The organism is Leifsonia sp. Y878 (assembly GCF_057669685.1).
Map to the genome: position 1 here is coordinate 472921 of NZ_JBYHFS010000002.1, position 24123 is coordinate 497043.

Sequence of the window (24123 nt, forward strand, 5' to 3'; positions counted from 1 at the left end):
TAGGAAATTATCGATGACAGGACTAATCGTCCACGAGTGGTTGGCCAAGACCGGCGGCTCGGAGAACGTCGTCGAGACAATCGCCGCGGTCTTTCCCGACGCGCCGATCGTGTGTCTGTGGGACGACTTACCGTCACGGTTCGAGGCCGGCAGGGTGCGCGAGACGTGGCTTGCCCGTACTCCGCTTCGACGGAGCAAGGCACTCGCTCTTCCATTCATGCCCGCAGTGTGGAGAAATCTGCCTGACGCGGATGCCGACTGGGTGCTGTGCAGCAGCCATCTCTTCGCTCATCATGCTCGGTTCTCCGGCCCCGCGAAGACCGCACGAAAGTATGTATATGTGCATACTCCTGCACGCTACATCTGGGCTCCAGAGCTCGACGGCAGGGGCAACAATTTGATGGCGCGAGCCATCTCAATGCCGCTCAAAACACTAGATAGAAGGCGCGCTCAAGGCGCATTCAGCATCGCAGCCAACAGCGCCTTCATTCAACAGCGCATTGAAATGGCGTGGGGTCGGGAGAGCCAAGTAATTTATCCGCCCGTGCGTGTAGCCGCATTTGCTGATGACTCGCGTGACGCATTGACCATTGCCGAGGAATTGGTCCTGGCCAGTCTCCCGTCGACCTTCATCCTGGGTGCATCCCGCTTCGTTCCGTACAAGCGCCTTGAAGTGGCGATAGCGGCTGGTGTCGCAGCGGGGGTTCAAGTAGTTCTGGCTGGCGAGGGACCGGACGAGCCGCGCCTCCGCGCACTTGCGAACGAGCACCCCGGAGTCGTTACCTTTGTGCCGCGACCGTCACATGCACTCCTCAATCAGCTCTATCGTCGGGCACTCGCATATGTGTTCCCGTCCGTTGAAGATTTCGGGATCATGCCGGTGGAGGCGATGGCCACGGGCACGCCAGTCATAGCCAACGCAATCGGAGGCGCTTCCGAAAGCGTCATTCATGGCGTCACCGGGGCCTTGGTCCACTCATTTGCGCCGTCTGCGCTACGCGAAGCCGTTGACAGGGCAGCGTTGTCTAATTCTTCAGCGTGCGTTTCTCGCGCTTGGGAATTCGACACCAGCGTCTTTGAGCAAAAAGTACGAGATTGGATTCAGGCATGATCGTCGCTGACAGTCGCTGGAGTGGCCAGAACGGCATTGGGCGTTATGCGACCGAGGTGCTTGCGCGCTTGACTGTGCCCTGGGCTCAGATCGAGCCGTCAGGAAGTCCTTCGTCGCCTCACGACTTTCTCACCAAGAGGGTGAAGGTGCACGGGGCGAAGCCGTCAGCCATCTATTCACCGGGCTACAACGGATTTCTTCGAAACGTTCCACAGACGGTCACCGTCCACGACCTGATCCATCTTCAGGGTCCTGGTGCTGGGAAATACAAGCCGTACTACAACCTGTTCCTGAAGCCCCTAATAAAGAGGAACCGGCATGTCATCACGGTGTCGGAAACGTCGAAGCGGCACATTGAGGCGTGGATCGACGACCCGGCGGTGAACGTGGTTAATGCAGGAAATGCGAGCGCTCCGGTGTTCACGCCAGCCGGGAATACATATTTCGCAGCTCGCCCTTACTTCTTATACGTCGGAAATCTAAGAGGACATAAGAACGTCGACACCATCGTTAGGGCGTTGAAATTCATTGATGGGGTCGACCTCTACCTGGTCACGCCTGACCGTGTGGGCGTCGAACAGTTGGCCGCCCGACACGACGTCGTAGAGCGGGTGAAGGTGTTTTCTGGCCTCGACGATGAGGCCCTCGCTGCTCTGTATCGAGGCGCTCGCGCAACACTCCAGCCCTCCTTGCTTGAAGGATTTGGGCTCCCCGTACTTGAAGCAGCTCTGTCCGGTAGCCCTGTCATTTTCTACGAGGGCTGCGATAGCGTTCGCGAGATCTGCGCGGGCGGTGGGCATGCGATCTCTCTGGCAGATGATGCAAAGAGCTGGGCAGCCTGCATGAGCGAGATCGCGGACGAGGAGCGTTTTCCAGCTGGACACATAGATCCAAATAATTTCACATGGTCAAAGGTCGCAGCTGTCGTGTCAACTACTCTCATACAGCTTGGGGATTAGGCGCGAAGGGCCAGCGAGCGGTCCACGTAAGAATTTTGGTCGGTTAAGGGAGTTGGATATTTTGTCACTTGTAGGTCTGCAAAACGCGCACAAACCGGAAGGTCCGCGCGGTGTCTACTGCACGGTGGTCGCGCAGAATTACTTGCCTCAGGCGATGGCCCTATATTCAAGCATCCGGGAGATCGAGCCGGAGCGGGATCTGGTTATCCTCGTGGTCGATGCTGACCGGAAGGACCTGGAAGCAGGCCGGCCGCATCTGAGCGTTGTATCCACCGCAGCCTTGGGACTGACGGATGCGGAAGTTTTGAATCTCGCAACGATCTACGACGTGGTCGAGTTTTCGACAGCAGTTAAGCCCTTGTTCCTTAAACAGCTACTCGGTGTATACGAGCAAGCAGTGTATTTGGATCCCGACACGTTCGTGGTTTCGCCGCTCACGGAACTTGAGCCACTTCTCGATGAATTTGGTATCGTGCTGACTCCGCATTTTCTGCAGCCGATCAAACCTGGAGATGCACACATCACGGAAGTGCACAGTTTGACTGTTGGCGTGCACAATCTCGGGTTTTGTGCGGTGGGGCGAAATGGTATTGATTTCCTCGACTGGTGGTGGAGCCACCTGGAACGTGAGTGCCTTATATACCCGCTGCTCGGAATCTTCGTCGATCAGAAGTGGACCGACATCGGAGCAACGCTCTACGGCGCGCATTCGCTTCGCCACTACGGATATAACGTGGGGCCTTGGAACTTACACGAGAGGTCCTTTGAACAGAGCTGCGAGGACTGGCTGATTCGAGAATCCGGCGATTCGCTGCGGCTTTTCCATTTCAGCGGATTCGACCCCCTCGATCCGGAAGCCATAAGCGTCCGCCTCAACATCGACCTGAAGAGTGCCGGGATTGGAAGCGACGCGCTCTCCCAGCTGAGTCGGACCTACGCAAAGAGGGTGCTCGAGGCGCGAGCAACCCTGGGCACAAGCCCTCGCTATGGATTCGAGCGGGACACTAGCGGCAAGGTGCTGAAGAAGCGCACGCGTCGCGCGTATCGCAAAGCACTATTGGCCGAGGAGAGCCTCCCGTCGCCGTTCATCCCAGCGGATGCGAAGGCGTTCAAGAGCTGGAAGAGAGGATCTTGGGCTTCAAGGATCGGCACGAGCGCGGGCGACGCAGCCATCGCGATGAAATACGCCTTCCCCGACGAGTACAACAGCCTCAAAAAATCGCTACCAGCTCAATTCTCTTGGCTCAGGGGACGCCTTTTGGGGGCCTCAAAGGTACGTCGATGATCGTGAGCGGGGTTGCCGCAGTTATCCCAGTACACAATCCTGATTCCGAATTTCCAATTCGCGTCCAAGAGGTACTTCGACAGGTCGACTTCGTGGTAGTCGTTGACGACGGGTCGGATGATGGGAACATTTTGGCGCCGTTTACCGGGATGGATCGGGTCGTAGTCTTCGTCCAGGACAACGCCGGAATCGCTGCTGCCTCAAATCGCGGTTTCCAGCTAGCATGTGCTCGAGACCCAGATTTGGCATTCATTCTGACTGTTGACCAGGACTCGACCATCGGTGAGAACTACTGCCGCAATGCAATTGCTACATACAACGCGGCGATTGAAGCGGGTGTGAGCGTGGGAGCAGTGTGCGCCGAACAGTTCAACGACTGGCACGTTACGATCCGCAATACCTCTCGTGGATTTAACACCACGCTGGAAGTCGCCGCGTCGGGAATGCTTATTCCCACGGAAACTCTTCGCGTCCATGGTGAGCTTGACGAGTCATTGTTCATTGACTGCGTCGACACAGAGTTCGTCTTTAGGATGCTCGCAGCGGGATCGATGGTTTTGGTCGGCGCGGGTTGTCAGATGCTTCACGAGGTAGGCACGCTTATGCATGTGCGCGTGCGCGGGCGAGCTGTAAGGATCGGTGGCAAGCCCGTGAGATTCTCATATCACTCTGCCCTCCGTCGCTACTATATTTCCCGAAACCGCGTCGCTCTATATCGGAAATACTTTTGGACCGATCCGGCGTGGATGTTGCGCGAATGGGTGCTCGAGGCGCGGACGACTCTCCTGTCTTTGATGTTCGGACCACGGAAAGGAACGCAGCTACTCGGGGTGTTGTTGGGCGTGTATGACGGACTGGCTGGCAACTTCGGCAAGGCCGCGCTTTCGAGGCAGGCCTCGCTGGGGCGCCCGCAGTGACGCAGGTAAGAATGCGTAGCAACGTCGGGCGAGTATTGGGCTACGGACTGTCCGTCGGGCTCACTGCAGTAGTTACTCTTCTATCGATCCCGGTAGTAATTGGGCACTCAGGCGCAATTCCGTGGGCGAGTTTGGCACTTGGGCAAGCGATTGGAACTGGGTGCGGTGTCGCTGTCGGCTTTGGCTGGGGAACGACCGGCCCCACCGCGGTTGCAATGGCACACACGGCAGAGAGGGCTGCGATTTATGCGAACTCGTTGAAGGCGCGACTGTTCTTGGCTGTTCCTGGGCTCATCGTTGCAATTGTCCTCGCAACGCTATTTGCGAGTGAGTACAAGCTGGAATCGGCCCTGACCGCAGCCGCCTTCACGTGCACAGGTTTGCTGGCCGGCTGGTATTTCACAGGCTCTGGTCAACCATACGGATTCCTGCTTTTTGATTCACTTCCACGAGTTGTCGGCACGATTCTTGGAACACTTGCTTTAGTATTTGGCGCAGACCTTTTCGTCTTTCCGACTCTGCAGCTGCTTGGAATTGCGGCCGGGATAGTGCTCTCTTCGCGGCGAATCTGCCGTGGAGTCGGGTTCTATAAGTCGCTTCACAACGGTCCTACAGTGCTCACGCTCCTCCGCGGACAGTCCCATGGAATAGCAATTGCCGGAGTGTCGGCGGTGTACATCAGCCTCCCGATGGCGATTGTCGCGGTCGCGGCGCCGACGGCACTCCCCGTTTACGCTCTCGCCGACAAGGTATTGAGGTTCGCGACGACCGCATTCTCTCCGGTCGTGCAGTTTCTTCAGGGGTGGGTGCCTGGTCCGGACTCTCGCACCGTACGGCGGAGGATAAAGATTGCGTTCATGGCCGGACTGATCGCAACAGCGTTCGCCGGAACCGTCTTCGCGTATTGCCTCCCCTGGTTCGCGGGGGTACTCAGTGACGGGGAGATTCTGCCCAACGCTTCGATCTCCGTGGCGTTCGCGCTCGTGCTTGTGTTTCTTGTTATGGCGCAGGTGGTCGGCTTAGTCTGCCTTCTCGCCTTGCAACGAGCTCGAAACCTCGCCATTTTCACCACGATTGGGGTTATTGCAGCAATCCCCGCTGTCCTCGTCGGTTCGATTTTCTTTGGGGCGCAGGGTGCTGCCTGGGCGCTAGTCTTTGGTGAAGCCGTTGCCCTTGTCCCGCAGGTACTTCTGCTCTGGAATCTCTACAGGAAGTCGTGAATGGGTCCGTCCAATTACCACATACGGTCGGTCCTGCGCTTAACCCAACAGCTGACCCATGACTGCGAAAACCCGCGTAGCGCTAAAATATCCAAACGCCACCCTGTCCATGCGGTCGGTAGTATGCCAAAGGTCAGGGAAGCTCATGTTTGAACGGCTGTTGCGCCCGTCAGTTATTCTCGCCGCCACGGTTCTGGCGAGCTTTGCAGTCTGGCTGATACCGGGAAGTTCAGAGGCCCTAAGAGGGTTCGACGAGCGAAGCCAGCCAACACTCGGCGGTATCTCTATCTTGGTCGGCTGGTATGGCCTCTGTGCTCTCATCATTGTGATTGCGGTAGCGGTCGGCGCGCGAGTTCGTCCTTTTCAGTCCCTACTCCGCTTTGAAAATGAGCCGAGACTGGCTCGCTACTTCTATTGGTTCCTAACCGGCCTAGCGATCGTAGGGATATTTGCCGCACTCATAGGCATCGCCCAACAAGTTTCGATAATCGATGCAGTTTCTGGTCGCCAGGTTAATAAGCTGGTACATGCTCTTCCCGGGCAGACGAGTCTGGCAACCCTTCGCTATGCAACTGCTATTGCGGCACCTGTCGGAATCTACTTGTGGCAACGCAAGACGGCACCCGCGAGTCTGGCGATTATTAACGTTGTTTTGCTTGTCATAAACATTGCTCTCGCGTCGAGAATATCGCTAATTGTCGCGGTCCTGGCCTACGCCATGATCCACTTCCGAACGTCTCGTAAGCAGTTGTTCAAGCCCTGGGCTGTAGTCGTCGCGATAGTGGTGGCCTGTGCGAGTTTGACGGCCTTCACCTACATCAGAAGTGCGAATGACTATGAAGAGAACGGGATAAGCAACCCGATAGCGATGAACTACTACCAGGTTGCGTCCTATCTTGGTGCGCCGGCTCAAGTCTCCGTCGGGGTTTCAAATCTGATCGCCGACGGCAGCTTTAGTGTCAGCGGCGATCCTGTCAGCTCGTTGCGGGCGGTCACGCCAAGTTTTCTCATTATCGACAAGAGCTCGACGCAATCAGGTTCGGTTTCAGATCGCTACGACAACCGAGTAAGCATCGCCAACAATCTCTCGACAAACTCTGCCTTTGCCGATACGTACGCTTCTTTTGGAGCATGGGGTTTGTTCTATACCCTTGTGGTCCTGGCCCTCGGTGCATTTGGTTTTGGAGTGTTCGCTCGATATAGATCAGTCATAGTTTGCTTCTCTGCTGTTCTGCTCTACGGCTTCTTTGAGTACTGGCGGATCTTCATGTTTAACAAGGGGTTCCTACTCTTCCTACTGTTCGCGATTGGGGCTGCCGCCGTGTTCGCATTGACCGTGCCTCGACTTGTCGACTTTTCCCGCAAGCGCGGAAATCGGGTAGTTAAAGCCGGCTAACAACCCAGCGGGTCGCCTATCGCCCTGGTGCCGCGCGAGCGGGTGCTCGACCCTCCGCTCCGACGAGGTGCTCGGAGCGATTCCCACGGTGTCAGTCGCACCCGTCGTGGTGGCCGAACTCGTGACCAACATTCAACCTCACGGCATTTAGTGGCCGGAACACCTTGTTGCTGTTGGTCGGCAACAAACATGTGTCCCGCGGCCACGCCGCTGGTCGGGAGGAGGGCTGGTCGTGCAGTATCGTGATCAAAGATATCTGATTGATTGGTTGTGGCTGCTATTGGTCGCGAACCGTTAGACCGCAACAGTTGGGGGCCGCGGCAGTTGACGCGATTCGAGTGGATTCTTAGACCGGCCACGCTACTTCTTGTATCGGTTCTGGCAAGTTTTGCCGTCTGGATAATCCCTGGCCAATCAGAGCTGTTGCGAGGATTTGCGTCTCGCAGTCAAGTCAGCTTTTTGGGCGTAGTCATCTTGATCGGATGGTACAGCGCCTGTTTCCTTATTATTTGGCAATTTGTGAGACTTGGGAACCGAACTCCTTCAGTTCCGCAGTTGGAGCAATTCCAAACATCCCCGAGTCTTGAGCTTCGCTTCTACTGGTTCTTGTCGGTCGCGGCGACAATCGGCGTGGTCTTTTCTGTCGTTGTGATCGCCAGCGAGGTTTCGCTATGGCAGATGATAGTTACCCGGAACGTCAATGTCGCCGCGGCAGCGCTTCCTCATGGGACTGGTCTTGCTACTCTGCGATATGCGACGGCGATAGCTGCTCCCATCGGTGTTCTACTCTGGCAACGGAAGCGCGCACCCCTTGGGCTCGCTATTTGGAATATCCTGCTTCTCCTAGCCAGCGTCACGCTAGCCTCGAGACTCTCACTAATCGTGGCGGTCGTTGTCTACCTCTTCCTATTTGTTCGAACAGCGCAGATTGTTCGTATAAAAGTGTGGGTGCTGATCGCCGCTGTCGTTGTACTTGGTCTCGTCCTGACGGTTCTCAATTACGTGAGGACCGCGGGAACGTACGAGGAGTATGGGGTGGACAATCCGATTGCGATGAATTTCTTTCAAATCGCGGCTTATCTAGGCGCGCCTGCTCAAGTATCGATCGGTGTGTCGACTGCAATCGCGGAGGGTGATTTTACCGTTTGGGGCGGTCCTATTACTTCTCTGCATGCGATCCTGCCCACGTTCCTTGACTTTAAGAAACTGCCGTTCGGTGACGGGACAGTTTCTGGTAGGTATGACGACCTCGTCAGCGTCGCAGAGAATTTCAATGCAAACTCGGCTTTTGCCGACACGTATGCCCAGTTCGGCTGGTGGGGTCTGTTTTACATACTTTGTGCATTAGCAATCGCCGGGTTCGTATTCGGGGTTTTCGCAAAGTACAAGTCCGTCGCTGCCGCTATCTCTGCAGTTCTGCTCTACGGGTTCGCTGACTTCTGGAGAGGCTTCCTGTTCAACCAGGGAGTGCTTCTTTTTCTCGTTCTGGTCTCCATGGCAGGATTAGCTTTTGCCCTATATTGGCCCACAATCGTGCGGACATTGCGGTCCCTTCGTGGCCCCAAAGCGGCTGTAAAGACTTTATCGAAGTAGTACGGCGGGGGACTGCCTGTCCAGCCGCGGTCATGTCTCATCGATGGTGGAGGCAACGGCGTTCGTGGCGTAGGCAGCGATTTCAGTCGTGTTGGGAAGAGTCGGCGCCCGCGTGAGCCATGACCTGACCGCCCGCCCCCCGATACGCGCTCTTTCTTACCTATCTGTCCTGGCGGCCGTCGACGCTGTATACCACAGGGCTTAGGTGAAACCGCGGCTATGGGGTGCTTGCCGGGCGGGGCAGGGCTTCTCGACCATTCATACGATTGGGCACAAGACCCAGCTCAGCGAGAATGGTCTTCTTGGCAAGGAGGATTGTCGAGATCAGTGCGCACACGCCAACCGCCACCTTTAGCGTTAGCGATGGCCAAGTCCCCAAATCCGAGATGGAGGTCCAAAGGCCGATCGCCGTTAGGACAAGGCACATCGGAAGGGTCACTAGGCCTGCAATGAGGGGGGCACGAAGATAACGGGGGACGCTGATACCTAGGACTCGACGAAGAACAAGATAAGTCAGTGCGTAGCTTGCGATCTGCGACAAGAGTAGGCCATAAGCGGCGCCAAAGGTTCCCGCAATGGACGCGCCTATGGCTACTAGCGGGATGACTATCACAGCCTTAACCGCGTTCATGATTAGGCTCAGCGCCATGTTGTCCGTAGCCATGAGAACAAAGCCAACAGGGTTGCCAAGCGAACGCAGCATGCCGACCAGGCAAAGGATCGGTATCAATGGCGCAATCCAAGCCCATTTCTCGCCATATACAGCGACTACAAAATCGGACGACACGATGGACAATCCGGCAAGCGCGGGGATGCTCGCGAGCCCCGCAACGGTCATTACCTTTTCGTAGTTGTCAGACATACGTTCTCGATCATCCTGGATTCTTGCGAAGACCGGGAACATGACCCGCGTAACGATTGGGTTTATTCGAGAGGGCATGTTCACTGCGGCGTTGTACGCCAGGTTGTATCCACCCATCGCGGAGGCGCCTACGGAGCGACCAATAGCAATTGTGCTTATGTTCGATGTCGCATATGTGAGGAGAGAATCTGCCGTCTGTAACAAGCCGAACGAGATGAATCTCCTAGTTTCCACAAGTCGGAAATGCCAACGAGGACGAAAAAAGCGGCGCCCGAGGGCCAGCATCGCGGCTGAGCGGAATCCAGTGCTTATGAGTAGTCCAAGTACCGCTGAGTAGGCCTGGTATCCGGTGAATGCGAAGGCCAGTGTCGCCGTCAGCAGAATCGCAGCTGCGCAAGTCTCAATGATTCCTACTCGTCTGAACTGGAGTCGCTTTTCGAGCGTTGCGCGGTGTACCTGTCCGAGGCTCGACAAGACGAAGATGCCAGCGGTGAGTTGTATGAGGTGTGCCGCGGTAGGGGTACCGAAGAAGCCTGCAACCACATCGCTGCTCAGATAGACGCAGCCAGCGATTGCAGCGCCGATCAGTAGGTTCAGCCAGAACAAAGAGGAAAGCTCGCGTGAACTGATGCGAGCTCGTTGGATTACAGCCTGCGAAATGCCCATGCCCAGGACAATCTCGGCAAGGCCGTTGATCAACGTGACGATGGCGACAAGGCCCAGTGCGGAACTTTCCAAAAAGCGTGCGAGGACAACGTACTGAAGAAACTGAGCAACAAAAACCGCGACGAATGACATCGTCGTCCATTTAGCCGCTTTCAGTACTCGTAGTCGCAGGCTCACGATGCCAGGACGCCTCTTGCATCACTGCCCGGCAGCCTCACGGGATGAGATTCCGCACAACGGCTGAAAGCGCGTTGGGCTGTGTCGCTTCGGGGACGTTGAGGACGTAGCACTCTGAATCTGAAAGGGCCTTCGTCAGAATCGTCTCGCTCTGCGCTCTCCACGTTTCACTCTGCAAGCGCTGCAACGTCCCAGATCCCCCAGCGGCCGCGCCAACCTCTGCCAGCGGGTTCAGCTCGTGCAGAAGGACATGGCTTGTGCGAGTTGCTATGTCGACCGGGCTCACGCGAATCAAAGTAGGAGCCTCAAAATCTCCTCGCTCTAGATGAACATATGAGTGAACGGTTCCTTGCTTCGCCACTGCGGATGGGCCGAAGAAATCCTCCGCGGAGACCCGGCGGCGTACTGCTTTGTGCCCCAGTACATTTGAACGAGCATGCCATTGCGCGAGATCGATGCGATTCCGAGAATCCAAGAGACGATTTGAAGCTGCGTCGAGGTCGACAAGATTGTACGGGTAAATTTGCATACGTTTTGGCGAACGATAGAAGGTGCCGTCGGCTCCAATTAGTCCGAGATCGTCACTCAGGAACCGGTATTCGCCGCTCGAAACCAAGGACATAACGCTTGAGGTCTTTCCTACTCCGCCCCAACCACCAATAGCAGTAACCGCGCCGTCCTTCTCGATTGCGCTGCAATGGGCAAATGTTTGTCCGACATTCAATTGTGTCAATTGAATTGCCTGATCAAGAACGTCGTAGACGAGTCCCTTTGCGTTTTCTTCATCAACAGTGAGGTAGTTCCAATTCGCGACTCGCTGAATGGCAATCGGGGAGCGCTTCAACACTCGATGACGACGTCCGGTATTGAGTATCACGAACCGCACCCGGGTTACGGACTGCTGAAAGTCGACCGATGCCGACCAATTCCCCATATCCACGCGATATCCGGTATCAGACACCCAGACGCGCCCAAACTTCGCGCCGAAGGCGCCGAGCTCCGAGAGCGATCCAACGCGCTCACAGACAATGTCGGCCGCAGAATCAGCATTTGGCAAGACTGAGAACTCATCTCGGAGATGCTGGGTAACCTCGTCCTCCCCGTCGAATGCTATGCGTATGCTGCCCATTTGAAAAACGTTCATTGCGAGTGCTTTCTGTTCGCGTATTTCAGAATTGCTGAGTCATATATGGCTTCTAAAAAGGGTGTTCTCTCTGCAATGTTGAATTCGCTTTGGACCCAGGCGACTCCTTGTTGCCCCAGATGGCTGGTGAGGCTGCTGTCCCTCACGAGTTTTTCGACTGCTTTCTGGAGGGCATCGACGTTGCCTTCGTCGACGAGGATTCCTGATGATCCTGCATCAACCGCGTCGCGAATTCCGCTGTGATCGTAGGCAACGACTGCCATTCCGGACGCCGCAGCCTCAAGCAATACGATAGGAAGCCCTTCAACGTCACCGTTCGGGGCGGTCTTTGACGGCGCCACCAGGATTCGGTGGCTACGCATGAGTTCGCGCACCGCTGGAGCCGACTGGTGCCCAAGGAAGGCCGCCTCCAATCCAAGCGACCTCGCTTTTGCCTCCAATCGCGGCCGAAGTGGGCCGTCGCCCACAATAGTCAAAGATCTATCGGACAACGAGGATCCTGCGAGAGCGTCTAGGAGGTCGTCGAGTCCCTTTTTTTCAACAAGCCTTCCCACAAACAGGAGGTTCTTCGAGCGAGTCTCCGTAGCCGTCGTTTCCCCAATTTCAATCCCGATGTGGTGCACCACGACCTTTCCCTGGGGTACGCCGAAGGCCAATAGCCGATCAGCGATAGCTTGGGACACAGCGATAACTTGTGTTGCGTATTTGAAGACCGACTGTAAGCGCCGTCGTTGGACTCGACCGGCAATTCCGGGGCGTTGCGGGATGACCCCGATATCGTATCCATGCACGGTAACTACCAGTGGCAATCCAAGCCTCCGGGCAGTTGGCATCACGAAAGCTGCGTCGTCCGCAAAATGTGCGTGGATTAGCTTGGCCTTGCTCTGGACTATTGCATTTCTCAGACGCGGATGGTGGCCCACGATCTTGAAGAATCTACGATTCAATGTGTCGATCCGTCCTCCAGAGAAGACGATCCGATCAGAAGATGCTGAAGTCGGGGAGTCCAGTTTCTTCACACCAATGGCCACCGGCACCCATCGGGACAGGGATTCCATCTGGCTGCGTATGAACGTCTCAGAACCCTGCAACCACGTCGAACGCCACACCGCGACAATTGGTGCTTGATGGTTGTCCGTATTTGAGATTTCAGCTACCACAGTCAACCTGTCGGCTGGCCGATACCTCGAGCGCGGCGAGGTTGGAGCACGCGCATTCATTAGTCAAAATGTAGTGCTTTCCGATGTTCGGTTCAGGCTGAACTGGCGGCGACGAACGTCATGTGCAAAGGACATCAGCGTACTCGCCTTCATCGACCAGTCCTGCGCGGCGGCATCGACGGCGCCCAAAGAATTCTCGTGTGGCTGAGCCAACGCTCGTCGTGTCATCTCAATTAGCTCGGCATGCGTCGAATACAGTTCGACCCCTGCGGCGAGGCGAGTCTTCAGGGTCTCCGTCGAAGCCGCTACTACGTGTAGCCCCGCACCTAGATACTCGTAGTACTTCATAGGACTCCGGCCAGCGTTTTCGGTGGCGCCAGAGAGCGGCAGCATCCCCACTGAAGCTCGAGCAAGGAGGGCCGGCAGCTCCTCGTAGGCAACACTGCCAATCCAGTTTACGTTTTGGGGGAGGGAAGGAAAGTCAACTCTTGCGGGCCCAGCGATAGTGATTTCGACCTCGGGGAACTCATTCGCCACCAACATGACGGCCTCCCAATCAAAGCGGTGGTCGAGTGATCCTGCATATATGATTCCCTGTCTCCGGCGGTTTGATCGAGCAGAGAAATGTTCGGAATCGACGCCATTCTCCAGAACGAGAGTTGGAATATCGGGGCCAATATTCAGGCTCTCAAGGACGGCGCTCGATGTCGCGACAACCCCGTTCGCGCTGCGTAGTATGTCGTTTTGACGCTTGGCTCTCACCCCGCTTGTGTAGATGTCTGTCGGCCGATAGATGACGGTAGAAGTCGATTGTGGCGTGACAAGACCGCTGAAGAGCGGTTGGTCGATGAACAGGTAATCAGGATGATCCCATCCAATTCGGCGGAGAATGCGCTGGACTGTCAGCGGGGCAGGATGAAGCTGCAATGGAAGCACCACTCGAGGGATGAGTTGGAGGACTCCGGAGTCATCCTTATGGGCACCCGCCCGGGAGATAGCAAGCCGAGCCGGGTCAATCGACTTCCGCGTGAAGTGGAATGGAGATACCGGCGTGGAGACGTGGGCGACCTTAAAGCCACTGGCTGAGAGGTGCTTTGCCAGGTGATGACTGCCAACTTTGAAGACTCCGCCATCAAATGTGTGGCTCGCGAACAGAACCTGAACGTGCGTGGAGGAGCTGGATCCGTCACTAACCATAAAGGTCCCATCGTCTGTTGAATCTGTCCGATGGCCATGCCATGATTGTGCCCTCGCGATCAGTGGTGCCGTTGACATGTCAGTAGTCAACCAAGCGCATCTCCCCTTTGAGTCGTCGTCTGCGGAGCAGGGTGACGTTAGTCCGGGCACGTAACGCCACGCCTGTCAGGAAGTCAGAAACACTGAGTGACAAGGGAAAAACCATACAGTTAACAGTTCGTGTCACAATCTACCAGTCCCTCTGATTCTGCAAGACATGTCCCCGGGTGCCGGGTGCTGCAACAGCTCAGCGGATCCCATCGCCTGCAAATCGTGAAGCACCGTGACGGTGCGCATACGATGGTCCGCATGCGTGGATTTGGATTGCAAGACGAGGCGCCGCCCAAGAGCCGGACCAGGGAATGGCTGGCATTCTTTGCGCTGCTGGCCTATGCCGTCGTCGTGTTGGCCGCGACGTTGTCGCCGACCCCACTCGACCAGGGCTATCAGGGCGCGATCGACAAGGTGCTCGCAGTGCTGCACCGCAATGGTGTACCCGAATGGTTCGGCTACAACAAGCTCGAGTTCTCGGCGAACATCGTGATGTTCATCCCGCTTGGGTTTTTGATCACGCTGCTGTTACCCACCAAGGTGTGGTGGCTGGCGCTCATCATCTGCCCCGCGCTATCCGGTGCCATCGAACTCACCCAGGGCGCTCTGCTCTCCGAACGCTTCGCAAGTTGGGGAGACATCCTGTCGAACTCAATCGGCGCCGTGGTTGGCGTCCTGATCGCCGTCGTGTTGCGCGCGCTCGTCTATCACCGCGATGAGAAGCTCATCGAACGGGCGTTGTGGGAGCAGCGCACCCTGCAGCGAGAATTCGCTCGGTAGCGGCCGGCCCTACTGGGCCGCGCAACCTTCGGCTTGGACGGTGACGGCCGTCGGGTTCAGCATTGGTGTCGTCCAGACGGCGGGCGCCGCATAGGTGTCTTCGGCGCCGGTGAACGTGGCGCTGACCGTCTTGGTCTCTCCTGGTGCCAGCATCACAAAGAAGGTAGCGACAGGGCGGCCGAGATCAGTGCCGGTGATGTCAACGAAAGTCTCAGCATCTCCGCCAACGGTGACGGAGTTCGCTGACAACGTCGTGCCGGGCGGGCCGTACACGAACACCTGGGTCTTGAACTTCCCATCCTTCAACACGCCGCTAGCCACGTATGCGGGCAGTTCATCGGCTTGCTCCTCGGTGATGTTCGAGTGCAGGTCAACCGAGGTGGTGAATGTGGGCGTAGGTGACGTGCAGGCATCCGTTGTGAGAGTTGCAGCGGTCCTCAGGTAGAAGTCCATCTTTGACACCGACATGTCGCGGAAGAAGACACCGGTGATGCTGGCCTCGTGGTTAGTGGTCGGCAAGATGCCCGACATCGGCGAATCGGCGAGGATCGCCTGCTCCGCGGGGTGTGAGCTCCACGCCATGATGCGGTGCTCTTCAACACCCTTCATGACGGACTCGAGCAGGGTCTTCGGGTCTGAGCCTGAACTCATGATGGCGCCGAACAAAGTCTTGGCCGCGTCTTCGAAGAACGCATCCGTCTGATCGGGGCCGTCCTCGCCCTGGTAACGGAAGTAGACCTCGTTGAGGAGGAGCGCAACAGCGTTCTCAGCGGTCAGCTGCTCGCCCGAGGCCATTGCAACCGGGCCGGTAGCGCCGAGAATGTGGGAGAGGGCTACCGGATCAATTGAGATGACCCCATCAGGCGTGCCGCCGATATCTTGCTGCCAGAAAGCGGATGCGATCTGTGCGGCCGTCGGGAAATCGGGCCGGCTCGTCGCCAAGTTGAGAGCCAGGTACATGTTGGGGTTGAACACCGCGGATACTGCGGGGTCGATCGGAATCACGGGGTTGTCGGTGCGCCACGGGAAGTCCTGGCTGGACGCCTGTCGGCTGATGCTGATGCCGCCGTTGTCGACTGTGACCTCCGACAGCGCTGCCGCGGTCCCGCCGAGGGCCGTGGTCTCGGCGAGGTTCTCGAAGATGAGGAGGTACTTCCGAGGGCCCTCCGCACCGAGCATTCCTGGCGCGACGGCCAGGATCTCGTTCACCTGGGCAACGAGCGGGTCGGCCGTGGCCAGCATCCCGTTCACCTTTTCGCCGGCAGCCTCGACCTGACCGATCGTGCCGTCGAAGTCGATCGCGGCCGCCTTCACCGTTGACGCATGGAACGCGGTCGCTGCCGGGCCCATGGCCTTACTCAGCTGCACGATCGGGTCGATGTTGAGCTTGCCGTCGACGGGCTTCAACAGATCCATGCTGAGGCCGGCTGCAACGCTGGCCAGGGGTGCGACTGTGTCCTGAGCAATTGAGTCAACGGTTTCAGCGAGCTCTCGCACGGCCGTCAGGTTGGAACCGAGCACCGGGATGAGCTCAGCTGCTCGCCAGGTGGGGTCCTCGGTCTGTTCAACGGCCGTGGTCGTGAGTACGGACAGCTTCTTCGACGTGTCGCCGATGCCGGCGAAGTCCATGCTGGTGGCCTGGTCTTTCACGGTACCGACGAGACCCTGGGCCTCTTCGAGAGCCGTCTTAGCGGTGAGTACACGGGAGGCGAGCCAGCCGCCGGCCACGAGCACACCCACGATGACCAGCCCGCTGGTCGCGAGGATGATGACCTTTTTCCGCGATCCGCGGTGCTTGCGCGCGTGGCGCCCCACCGCAGTGGGTTCGGGTGTCGACGAAAGCGCGTCGCTGCTCTTGCGCGCGCGTCGTGCGCGGCCGGTACTGGAATCGGTCACTGTATGCACGCTAGTGCATGAGCTGGCGATCCTCCCTGAAGGAAGGCTGTGGGTCGGGAGATCGAGGCATTTGCCCAGCAATCGGGGATTTCGCGCGGGGAGTGCTGCGGGATTTCGAGACGCGGCCTCGCAGGCTCGGGCGCTCCTCAATCAGCGGGGGAGGGGGAGCAGTGAGGCTATTCGACCGGCGGAGGAGTGACCTGTGACTTGCGCATCAGCGCTGTGCGCCAGCTCATGCCCTGCGCAGCCTTGACCGCGCAGATGATGAGCAGCAGCCAACCAAACTCCCCGAGGATGTTGCTCTCGGCCAGGCTCGTCGTGAGCAGGATCACCAACACGAGTGCCGGCCAGACAAAAACGACGGGTCGTTTGTCTGAGGCCAACAGCCACGAGCGCACGAACGCGAGAATCACCAACGCAAGGAAAAGCAGGAAACCGACGAAGCCCAGCTGCAGGTAGACATCAAGGTATGCATTGAGACCGGATGCGTGCGTCTGGTTGGTGCTGAAATCCAGCCAGCCGTAGGGCGTCACCTCGTGCGGCCAGATACCGGCCCAGCCCCAGCCCTCAATTGGATGCACCTTCGTCATCCGCCACATCTCGCGCCACAGCGTGTATCGCACGTCGAACTCACTGCCGGCGTTCATGGCCTGCAGGATGCGTGTGCGGCTGATCCAGGCCACGACGAGCACGACGAGGGCCGTCGTCAGCAGACCGAGTTGCAGCATCCATCGGTTTTCGGCCGGGGTTCGTCGCAACCAGTACAGCGCGGCGGCAGCAACGAGCATCGCCAGCGCGGCCAGGATCATCACGGGTGAGCGGGTGAGCACGAGACAGATGGCTGCCAGCCAGATGGAACCGATCCCCACGCTGCGCGGCACCGACCTGGCGCGCCACTCGATGACGAAGGTCACGCCGGCGATGAGGGCGACGAGTGCCAGCATGTTGCGCGAACCGAAGATGCCTTCAATGGGTCCGAGGTGCGAGATGTTGCCGCGGATGTCGAGGAACGCGATCGGCACATCAAGCAGCAGCCCCGAGAGCACCTCAAGGACGATGGACAGGCCGAGCAGCACGCGAAGCACGTTGCCAACGGCCCGCGTGATCTGAATGGTGTCGCGCACGAGCGCGACGTAGATGCCGAGGAAGGCCACCGCCAGCAGATAGGCGACGCCGACCGCTGTGGACCTGGGGTAGTTGCTCCAGGCGAGCGACACCACCGCCCAGCCGAGGAACAGCAAGATCGAGACCGGGAGCAAGCCATGCCATTCAATGGTGTCGCGGCGAGCGACCATCGACAGCGCGGCCAGCACGACGGTGGCGACCAGAATGCCGATCAGGCCTGGCCAGCCCATCGTGCTGCGAATGAGGTGCGTGGAGAACGCGACGCCGATGATGACCTGGGTGAGCGACGACGCAAACCGCGGCGAAGCCAGCAAGAGCCACAATGGCTCCACTGCGGGGAACTTGCGGCGCGTGGTCATAGGGGATCTACGCTACCGCTACGGCATCGGCGCATTGGTGCGCTGCTGCCGTTTCGTCGTCACGGCCAGCACCACGAGCAGCACCCAACCGGACTCAATCAAAATGCGACTCTCCGCCACGCTCTGGGCGACCAGCGCGGCCATGATCAGCAGCGGCATGAGAGCGGATGCCGGGACAGGCCCCGGTACGTATCGACCCTCGTTGATTGGGGAGGGAGCCTCCCCGGTGATTGAGGAGCGAGTGCCAGCGAGCGTCTCGAAATCGCGTGAGCCGGTCTCGAGACGGCCGTGGACGGCCTCCTCGACCAGCGAGGGGGTTTCGACCAGCGGAGCATCCACTGCGAGGAACCAGGAGCGCCAGAGCGTGGAGAGCACGAGAGCGGCGAACACGATCAACCCGACAATGCCGAGCTGCAACCACACGTCCAGCCAGGCGTTGTGCGCCTGCAGGTAGGTGACGCCCTTCCGCACGGCGAGACCGTTGAACGGCTCGACCCATGGCGCCCAGTAGCTCACCCATCCCCAGCCTAAGACGGGGCGCTGGCTCGCCAGGGCGATCACGCTGTTCCAGATGTCAAAGCGTCCGGTGAGGTCCTCGCTCTTGCCGAGCAGCTTCAGCGCGAATGGGCTGAGCGTTGCGACGGCCGCGATACCGACGACGATGAGCGCGGTGGCCGTCGCATAGACAGGTCGACGATGGTTCGGACCGGCGGCACGCGTCCACAGTGCAAAGAGCAGCACGACGACAACGGCAACACCGGCAATCGTCACCGTGGCCGACCGGGTGAGCGCCAGCATGGCGACGGCAAGAACCAGCCAGACGATGCCCCAGCTGCGTTTCACCGTTCGGGCCCGCAGCTGAATGGCGAAAACGATCACAGCCAGCAGCGCCACAAATCCGAGCAGGTTGCGGTTGGCAACGATTCCTTCGATCGGTCCGCCACTGAGCAGCAGTCCGCGAGACCAGTAGAACGCCATCGGGATCTTCTCCGTGCCGTAGTCCACCCAGAACGGCAGCACGGCGTGACGCACGAACACGGCAACGACGAATTCGAATAACAAGGAGAGTCCGAGAATCCAGCGCAGTGCCGCTGACAGGGTGCGGAGCAGTTCTGCCCAGGTGAGAGCCAGGGCGAGGAACAGGGCGACGATTGTGGTGACCAGCTGCAGCAGCACCCCGATCGCGCTTGCCCCAGGGTAGAACGACCAGGCAATCGACAGCGCAGACAATGCGACGAAGGCAACGAGTGATTTGGGAAAGCTGCGCCACATCCAGTCGGGCTTCAGCTGCACCAGCGCCACGATGCACCAGACAAGGACGAGCACGCCCACGGCGCCGAAACCCCACCACCCGAGCAGATTGCGCCAGAACTGGCCGGCCAGCAGCGTGAAGAACGTCAGCGTCGCAAGCGTACGAACGGCGAAGCGGCTGCGGACGGCTGGCATGTTCCTAGGGTAGTGCGGTCGAGCCGCTCCCTTGGGCGACCGCTCGCAGTGTCCGGTGGGCAAAGATCACAGTTTGACTTTTTCCTTGTAGGAACTCGACAACGTGAACGCAGCCGTATCCGCTTGTGTTGGAGCGGATCGCAGAAAATTTGCAACTGCCAGACGGGGTGTGATGTGTGCTGCTACGGTCATCACACTTCAGTGCCTGACCCTCGACCCGGACCACTTTTTCACCCGACCAGCGCTGATTTTTCGTTTCCTGCACCCTCTCCGCATAAGAGCGTGCGCGCGCCTTCGTGCGCGCCTTCGCGAACCCACTATCAGGAGTACTCAATGATGAGTTCTGCAGCATTTCCCACCGCCAGCCGCAGCGGCGTCGGCCTTCGCATCGCCGCCATCGCGGTGAGCCTCTTATTGGTCGCCATGCTGGTGTTCTTCTTCCTCACAACGGGGAAGCTGGCCAGCGGCGCCGCCGAACTCACCTCGGGCGCCAGCAAGGCCCAGGACGGGTCTACCCAGGTCGCCGACGGTGCGACAGAGCTCGCGGCCGGAGCGTCGACCCTGAGTGACGGAGCCGCCACGGCCGAGAGCGGCGCGGCTGAATTGGCAGCGGGCGCAACCCGGGCCGATGTCGGCGCCCAAAGCGTTGCTGCCGGGGCTGCGAAGGCAGCAGCCGGCGCCGATGACCTGCTCAACGGCTCGCTCACCAGCCTCGACGGCGCCAACCGGCTCGCCATCGGCGCAGGAACCGCCAACGCAGGAGCGCAGTCTGTCGCCTCAGGCGCATCGTCGGCAGCGAACGGCGCTGCCGCGCTGGCTGCGGGCGCCGGTCAGGCCGCTGCCGGTGCTGCCGCACTCGCTGCTGGTGCTGGCGCTGTCGACGCGGGCGCGGTACAACTGCGTGACGGTTCGGCCAGCCTCGTTGCTGGTGCGAGCCAAGTTTCGTCAGGTCTCGCTCAGGCATCCGGTGCCACGGCGCACCCTGATTTGGGCCTCGCTGTCGGGGCGGCCAACGTGGCTGCCGGTGCGAACGTCGTGGCTGTCGGTGCGGAAGGTCTCGCCACAGCGATCGCCAATCTGGCCGCAGGTGCACAAGCCGGCGTTATCGACGCCGCGACCGTCACCGCCAACTTGCAGGCGCTCGCGGTCAAGTCTGCAGAGCTGTCAGGGGGAGCGAAGCAGGTCAACGCCGGCGCGGCCAAGGTCAGCACGGGTGCCAGCGACCTGAACGGCGCACTCCAGCAGCTCAGTGCAGGTGCAGGACTGGTCACCACCGGCTCCCAGAACCTCAATTCTGGTCTCACAGACCTGGCCGCAGGCACCGGCTCACTGTCCGCGGGAGCTGCAACTCTCGCAACAGGGACCGGGTCTGTCTCCGCCGGGGCGCAGTCGCTCAACGAGGGAACAAGCAAACTCGCCGTCGGCGCCTCCTCGTTGGCAACCGGCGTCGACACCGTTGCTATCGGAGCCAGTGCACTCTCCACAGGGGCAGACAAGCTCGCAACGGGTGCGGGCACCCTGCAGAGCGGGGCGCAGACGCTCTCCGCCGGTGCAACCACCCTCGCGGGCGGCACGAAGGCACTAGCTGTCGGCTCCGCGACACTGGCCACTGGAACCGGCAAGCTCTCCGCCGGGGCCGGTGAACTCTCGGCAGGCGCATCAGAACTCGCCGTCGGCACCGTGAAGCTCCAGGATGGCAATAGCCAGGTTGCTGCCGGCACCGTTCAGCTCAAGGACGGTGCAGAAAGCGTGACCGCCGGGCGAGCCGCACCCGCCATCGTGCTGGTGCTCGCCCTGCTGCTGGCAGGCACGGCTGCCTGGTTCATCGTCCGCTGGCGTTCGGTACGATCCGCTCGATAGAGCAGCAGACACGATGAGGGCCCGGTTCCAGTGGAACCGGGCCCTCCTTCGTGGGTCGAGGAGGCCGCTCGCGGCCGTCTTGAGACCACCGTGATCCGATTTCGAGACGCGGCCTCGTTCCTCGGTCGCTCCTCAATCAGCGGGGGAGATGGCTACGACGGGTTAGACGAACGCGGCCTTGCCCGTGATGGTGCGGCCCACAATCAGGGTGTTCATCTCCTGGGTGCCCTCGTAGGAATAGATCGCTTCTGCGTCGGCGAAGTGGCGTGCCACGTCGTAGTCGAGCGTGATGCCGTTGCCGCCGAACAGCTCGCGGCACCAGGCCACCGTCTCGCGCATGCGTGACGTCGTATATGCCTTGGCCAGCGCGGAGTGCTCATCGCGCTGGGTGCCGGCGTCGAGCATCTCCGAGACGCGCACCACCATGCCAAGGCTCGCGGTGATGTTGCCGAGGCTCTTGACCAGCAGGTCCTGAACCAGCTGGTGCCCGCCGATTGCCTTGCCGAACTGGATGCGCTCCTTGGAATATGCAACGGCCGCCTCATATGCTCCGATGGCATTACCGACAGCCGCCCAGGAAACCTCGGCGCGGGTGAGGCGCAGCACCTTGGCGGTGTCCTTGAACGAATTCGCGTTCTGCAGGCGGTTGCGCTCAGGCACGATCACGTTCTCAAGCGTGATGTCAGCGTTCTGCACGCTGCGCAGGCTGATCTTGCCCTCGATCTTCGTGGCGGAATAGCCCTCGGTGTCGGTCGGGACGATGAACCCCAACACCCGCCCGTCTTCGGCATCCTTCGCCCAAATGATGGTGATGTCGGAGAACGTGGCGTTGCCGATCCAGCGCTTTTGGCCGTTGAGGATCCAGCTGTCCCCGTCGCGCGTGGCGATGGTGGTGAGCCCCTGTGCCGAGTCGGAGCCCGACAGTGGTTCGGTCAGTGCGAACGCTCCGACAATCTCGCCGGACGCCATCTTCGGCAGCCACTCGTCGCGCTGCTCCTGCGACCCGGTCACCGAGATCGAGCCCATGGCCAGGCCGTTCTGCACGCCGACGAAGGTGGCAACGGATGCGTCGACGCGCGCCAGTTCCATGGCCACGAAACCACGGAACACGGCTGACGACTCAAACGGGGCGGTCTCCGGCCACGCGAAGCTGAAGATTCCGAGGTTGGCGAGGGGCTTGATGATCTGGGAGGGGAACTCGGCACGATCCCAGCATCCGTTCACGATGGGCCTGACGTCGGTGTCGAGGTAGGCCCGGATGTCGGCCAGCGCCGACTGCTCCCGTTCGGTCAAGAGGCTTTCGTAGCTGTAGAAATCGCTGTCGAGTAGCTCAAATGTCATGCCTGCGCTCCGTTGCATAGTATGCGGCCGCCTCGTGCGGTCGTAGCCGAGGGGTGACCCCCGTCCGAGGTCAGCCTAGAAGTCCGGGCATGTCCGCTCAAAGCGATTGGTAGTTTGGTCTAAACGGAGTAGGTCAGGAGCCAACCATGTTTGTGGGCATCACCAATACACCGCGCGGGTATGCGTGGGGCGCGACGGATGCCATCGCCGCAGCCCTGGGGCGCGCGCCGTCGGGCGCCCCGGAAGCCGAACTATGGTTGGGCGCCCACATCGGGTCGCCCTCGATCATTGCTGAGCCGGTGCAGGTCGGTGGCGCCCGCGACCTCAAGGAGTGGATCGCCGCGGCCCCCGTTGACACCCTGGGCGAGAAGCACGGAACGACGACCACCGGAGAGACGCCGCAACTGCCGTTCCTGCTGAAGCTCCTGGCGGCGGCCAAGCCCCTCTCATTGCAAGCGCACCCCTCAGCAGAACGGGCGCGCCTCGGTTTCGCGCTGGAGAACGCCGCCGGGATGCCGATCGACGGCTTCGACCGCAACTACAAAGATCCGTTCCCCAAACCAGAACTCATCTACGCGCTGAGTGAGACCTTCGAGGCGCTCTGCGGGTTCCGCACCATCGCCGAGATCCACCGGATCTTCGACGAACTGCGCGCCATCGACGCCACAACGGATGCCCCGCAGGCCGAAGCCCTCGATACCCTCGAGCGCCGACTGGTGGGCGACGACGCCCTGCACGACGTGGTCGAGTGGCTGCTGCGCGACGGACGCGGCGAAGACAGCGGTGAAGTCGTCTGGCTGGTCGAACGGGTCGTGGCGCTCGCCGAGCAGGCACTGTTCCTGGCCGACGGCGGCGCCCACATCAGCTTCCTCAGCGAGCTTGAGACCGTACGCTCGCTCTCTGTCGCGTACCCCGGCGACCCGGGGATCGTGCTCTCGCTGCTGCTCAACCGCGTGTCCCTCAAGCGCGGCGAGGCGCTGTACCTGCCAGCCGGCAACATCCACGCCTACCTGTTCGGGTTCGGCGTTGAGCTGATGGCGGCCTCCGACAACGTGCTGCGCGGCGGCCTCACCGCCAAGCACATCGACGTCGACGAACTGCTCGACGTGCTCGACTTCGCACCGCTGCCGGTTCCGTACCTGGCGCCGCGTGAGGTTTCGCCCGGCGTGAGCGTCTTCACGCCGCCTGTGCCCGAATTCCAGCTCGTGCACATTGAAGCGGATGCCGCTGCCGCCGGCGCCCTCCCTCCCATGCGCCAGGTGGAGCTGACCGGACCGGCGATCGCCCTGTGCCTCACGGGTGGGTTCCTGGTGGCGGGGGAGTCATCGTCGATGGCACTGAAGCGCGGCGAGGCCGTCTTCATCACGCCCGACGAGGGCACCGTGACGTTCGCCGGCGTCGGCGAGGTCTTCCTGGCGATGCCGCAGTAGCTTTCCCGCCGCTGGTCGAGGAGGCCGCCAGGCCGTCTCGAGACCCTTCGTCGCGGCGATTTCGAGACGCGGCCTCGCGTGCTGATTTCATCTGGGCGCGCGCTTTTCC

General features: G+C 59.9%; 18 protein-coding genes. 10 read left to right on the forward strand and 8 right to left on the reverse strand.

What is annotated here, in order from left to right:
- Positions 1-13 precede the first annotated feature (13 nt).
- The 7 genes from AC25Y4_RS08410 (at position 14) to AC25Y4_RS08440 (ending at position 8481) form a co-directional block, all read left to right on the forward strand.
- Complete coding sequence (locus tag AC25Y4_RS08410) at positions 14-1111, forward strand: glycosyltransferase (RefSeq protein WP_488119940.1); 1098 nt, start codon at positions 14-16, stop codon at positions 1109-1111.
- Positions 1108-2070, forward strand: a complete 963-nt coding sequence (locus AC25Y4_RS08415) for a glycosyltransferase family 4 protein (protein WP_488119941.1) — start codon at positions 1108-1110, stop codon at positions 2068-2070. Before AC25Y4_RS08410 ends, AC25Y4_RS08415 begins: the two co-directional genes overlap by 4 nt.
- A 52-nt stretch (positions 2071-2122) precedes the next feature.
- A complete protein-coding gene (locus AC25Y4_RS08420) occupies positions 2123-3355 on the forward strand; it encodes a hypothetical protein (protein WP_488119942.1) in 1233 nt (410 codons plus the stop codon).
- The gene (locus AC25Y4_RS08425) at positions 3352-4272 is read left to right on the forward strand and encodes a glycosyltransferase (protein WP_488119943.1); all 921 of its coding nucleotides are present in this window, start codon (positions 3352-3354) and stop codon (positions 4270-4272) included. Before AC25Y4_RS08420 ends, AC25Y4_RS08425 begins: the two co-directional genes overlap by 4 nt.
- 215 nt (positions 4273-4487) lie before the next feature.
- On the forward strand, positions 4488-5492 hold the full coding sequence (locus tag AC25Y4_RS08430; RefSeq protein WP_488119944.1) for a polysaccharide biosynthesis protein: 1005 nt from the start codon (positions 4488-4490) through the stop codon (positions 5490-5492).
- Positions 5493-5637: 145 nt separating this feature from the next.
- Positions 5638-6888: an oligosaccharide repeat unit polymerase gene (locus AC25Y4_RS08435; protein WP_488119945.1), complete on the forward strand. Its 1251-nt coding sequence runs from the start codon at positions 5638-5640 to the stop codon at positions 6886-6888.
- 630 nt (positions 6889-7518) lie between these two features.
- Positions 7519-8481, forward strand: coding sequence for a hypothetical protein (locus AC25Y4_RS08440; RefSeq protein ID WP_488119946.1), 963 nt, complete (start codon positions 7519-7521; stop codon positions 8479-8481).
- Positions 8482-8698: 217 nt separating this feature from the next.
- Here AC25Y4_RS08440 and AC25Y4_RS08445 read toward each other — a convergent pair whose 3' ends face one another.
- The 4 genes from AC25Y4_RS08445 to AC25Y4_RS08460 all read right to left on the reverse strand — a co-directional run bounded on the left by AC25Y4_RS08445 (position 8699) and on the right by AC25Y4_RS08460 (position 13765).
- Positions 8699-10186 carry an MOP flippase family protein gene (locus AC25Y4_RS08445; protein ID WP_488119947.1) on the reverse strand — a complete coding sequence of 496 codons (1488 nt, stop codon included), beginning with the start codon at positions 10184-10186 and terminating at the stop codon, positions 8699-8701.
- Positions 10187-10223: 37 nt separating this feature from the next.
- Positions 10224-11330, reverse strand: a complete 1107-nt coding sequence (locus AC25Y4_RS08450; protein WP_488119948.1) for a hypothetical protein — start codon at positions 11328-11330, stop codon at positions 10224-10226.
- Entirely contained in the window at positions 11327-12349 is a 1023-nt protein-coding gene (locus tag AC25Y4_RS08455; RefSeq protein ID WP_488119949.1) for a glycosyltransferase, read from the reverse strand. Before AC25Y4_RS08455 ends, AC25Y4_RS08450 begins: the two co-directional genes overlap by 4 nt.
- Before the next feature lie 204 nt (positions 12350-12553).
- Entirely contained in the window at positions 12554-13765 is a 1212-nt protein-coding gene (locus tag AC25Y4_RS08460) for a glycosyltransferase family protein (RefSeq protein ID WP_488119950.1), read from the reverse strand.
- Positions 13766-14035: 270 nt separating this feature from the next.
- Here AC25Y4_RS08460 and AC25Y4_RS08465 point away from each other — a divergent pair, with 270 nt between their 5' ends.
- On the forward strand, positions 14036-14557 hold the full coding sequence (locus AC25Y4_RS08465) for a VanZ family protein (RefSeq protein WP_488119951.1): 522 nt from the start codon (positions 14036-14038) through the stop codon (positions 14555-14557).
- Between the two features lie 9 nt (positions 14558-14566).
- Here AC25Y4_RS08465 and AC25Y4_RS08470 read toward each other — a convergent pair whose 3' ends face one another.
- From AC25Y4_RS08470 to AC25Y4_RS08480, 3 genes are all read right to left on the reverse strand, one after another.
- Positions 14567-16453, reverse strand: coding sequence for a DUF4012 domain-containing protein (locus AC25Y4_RS08470; protein ID WP_488119952.1), 1887 nt, complete (start codon positions 16451-16453; stop codon positions 14567-14569).
- A 176-nt stretch (positions 16454-16629) separates the two neighbouring features.
- Positions 16630-17937 carry an O-antigen ligase family protein gene (locus tag AC25Y4_RS08475; RefSeq protein ID WP_488119953.1) on the reverse strand — a complete coding sequence of 436 codons (1308 nt, stop codon included), beginning with the start codon at positions 17935-17937 and terminating at the stop codon, positions 16630-16632.
- An 18-nt stretch (positions 17938-17955) separates the two neighbouring features.
- Positions 17956-19383: an O-antigen ligase family protein gene (locus tag AC25Y4_RS08480; protein ID WP_488119954.1), complete on the reverse strand. Its 1428-nt coding sequence runs from the start codon at positions 19381-19383 to the stop codon at positions 17956-17958.
- A 333-nt stretch (positions 19384-19716) separates the two neighbouring features.
- Here AC25Y4_RS08480 and AC25Y4_RS08485 point away from each other — a divergent pair, with 333 nt between their 5' ends.
- The gene (locus AC25Y4_RS08485) at positions 19717-21243 is read left to right on the forward strand and encodes a hypothetical protein (RefSeq protein WP_488119955.1); all 1527 of its coding nucleotides are present in this window, start codon (positions 19717-19719) and stop codon (positions 21241-21243) included.
- Between the two features lie 162 nt (positions 21244-21405).
- Here the strand turns inward: AC25Y4_RS08485 and AC25Y4_RS08490 are convergent, their stop codons facing one another.
- On the reverse strand, positions 21406-22584 hold the full coding sequence (locus AC25Y4_RS08490) for an acyl-CoA dehydrogenase family protein (protein WP_488119956.1): 1179 nt from the start codon (positions 22582-22584) through the stop codon (positions 21406-21408).
- 146 nt (positions 22585-22730) lie between these two features.
- On the opposite strand from AC25Y4_RS08490, the gene manA reads away from it, so the two are divergent.
- Positions 22731-24014: a mannose-6-phosphate isomerase, class I gene (gene manA / locus AC25Y4_RS08495; protein WP_488119957.1), complete on the forward strand. Its 1284-nt coding sequence runs from the start codon at positions 22731-22733 to the stop codon at positions 24012-24014.
- The last annotated feature ends 109 nt before the right edge of the window (positions 24015-24123 follow it).

Coding starts and splice junctions, on each gene's coding strand:
- AC25Y4_RS08460 (WP_488119950.1), bottom strand. CDS start 13,765: ATGTCAACGGCACCACTGATCGCGAGGGCACAATCATGGCATGGCCAT.
- AC25Y4_RS08435 (WP_488119945.1), top strand. CDS start 5,638: ATGTTTGAACGGCTGTTGCGCCCGTCAGTTATTCTCGCCGCCACGGTT.
- AC25Y4_RS08490 (WP_488119956.1), bottom strand. CDS start 22,584: ATGACATTTGAGCTACTCGACAGCGATTTCTACAGCTACGAAAGCCTC.
- AC25Y4_RS08450 (WP_488119948.1), bottom strand. CDS start 11,330: ATGAACGTTTTTCAAATGGGCAGCATACGCATAGCATTCGACGGGGAG.
- AC25Y4_RS08410 (WP_488119940.1), top strand. CDS start 14: ATGACAGGACTAATCGTCCACGAGTGGTTGGCCAAGACCGGCGGCTCG.
- AC25Y4_RS08415 (WP_488119941.1), top strand. CDS start 1,108: ATGATCGTCGCTGACAGTCGCTGGAGTGGCCAGAACGGCATTGGGCGT.
- manA (WP_488119957.1), top strand. CDS start 22,731: ATGTTTGTGGGCATCACCAATACACCGCGCGGGTATGCGTGGGGCGCG.
- AC25Y4_RS08465 (WP_488119951.1), top strand. CDS start 14,036: ATGCGTGGATTTGGATTGCAAGACGAGGCGCCGCCCAAGAGCCGGACC.
- AC25Y4_RS08475 (WP_488119953.1), bottom strand. CDS start 17,937: ATGACCACGCGCCGCAAGTTCCCCGCAGTGGAGCCATTGTGGCTCTTG.
- AC25Y4_RS08485 (WP_488119955.1), top strand. CDS start 19,717: ATGATGAGTTCTGCAGCATTTCCCACCGCCAGCCGCAGCGGCGTCGGC.
- AC25Y4_RS08430 (WP_488119944.1), top strand. CDS start 4,488: ATGGCACACACGGCAGAGAGGGCTGCGATTTATGCGAACTCGTTGAAG.
- AC25Y4_RS08480 (WP_488119954.1), bottom strand. CDS start 19,383: ATGCCAGCCGTCCGCAGCCGCTTCGCCGTTCGTACGCTTGCGACGCTG.
- AC25Y4_RS08425 (WP_488119943.1), top strand. CDS start 3,352: ATGATCGTGAGCGGGGTTGCCGCAGTTATCCCAGTACACAATCCTGAT.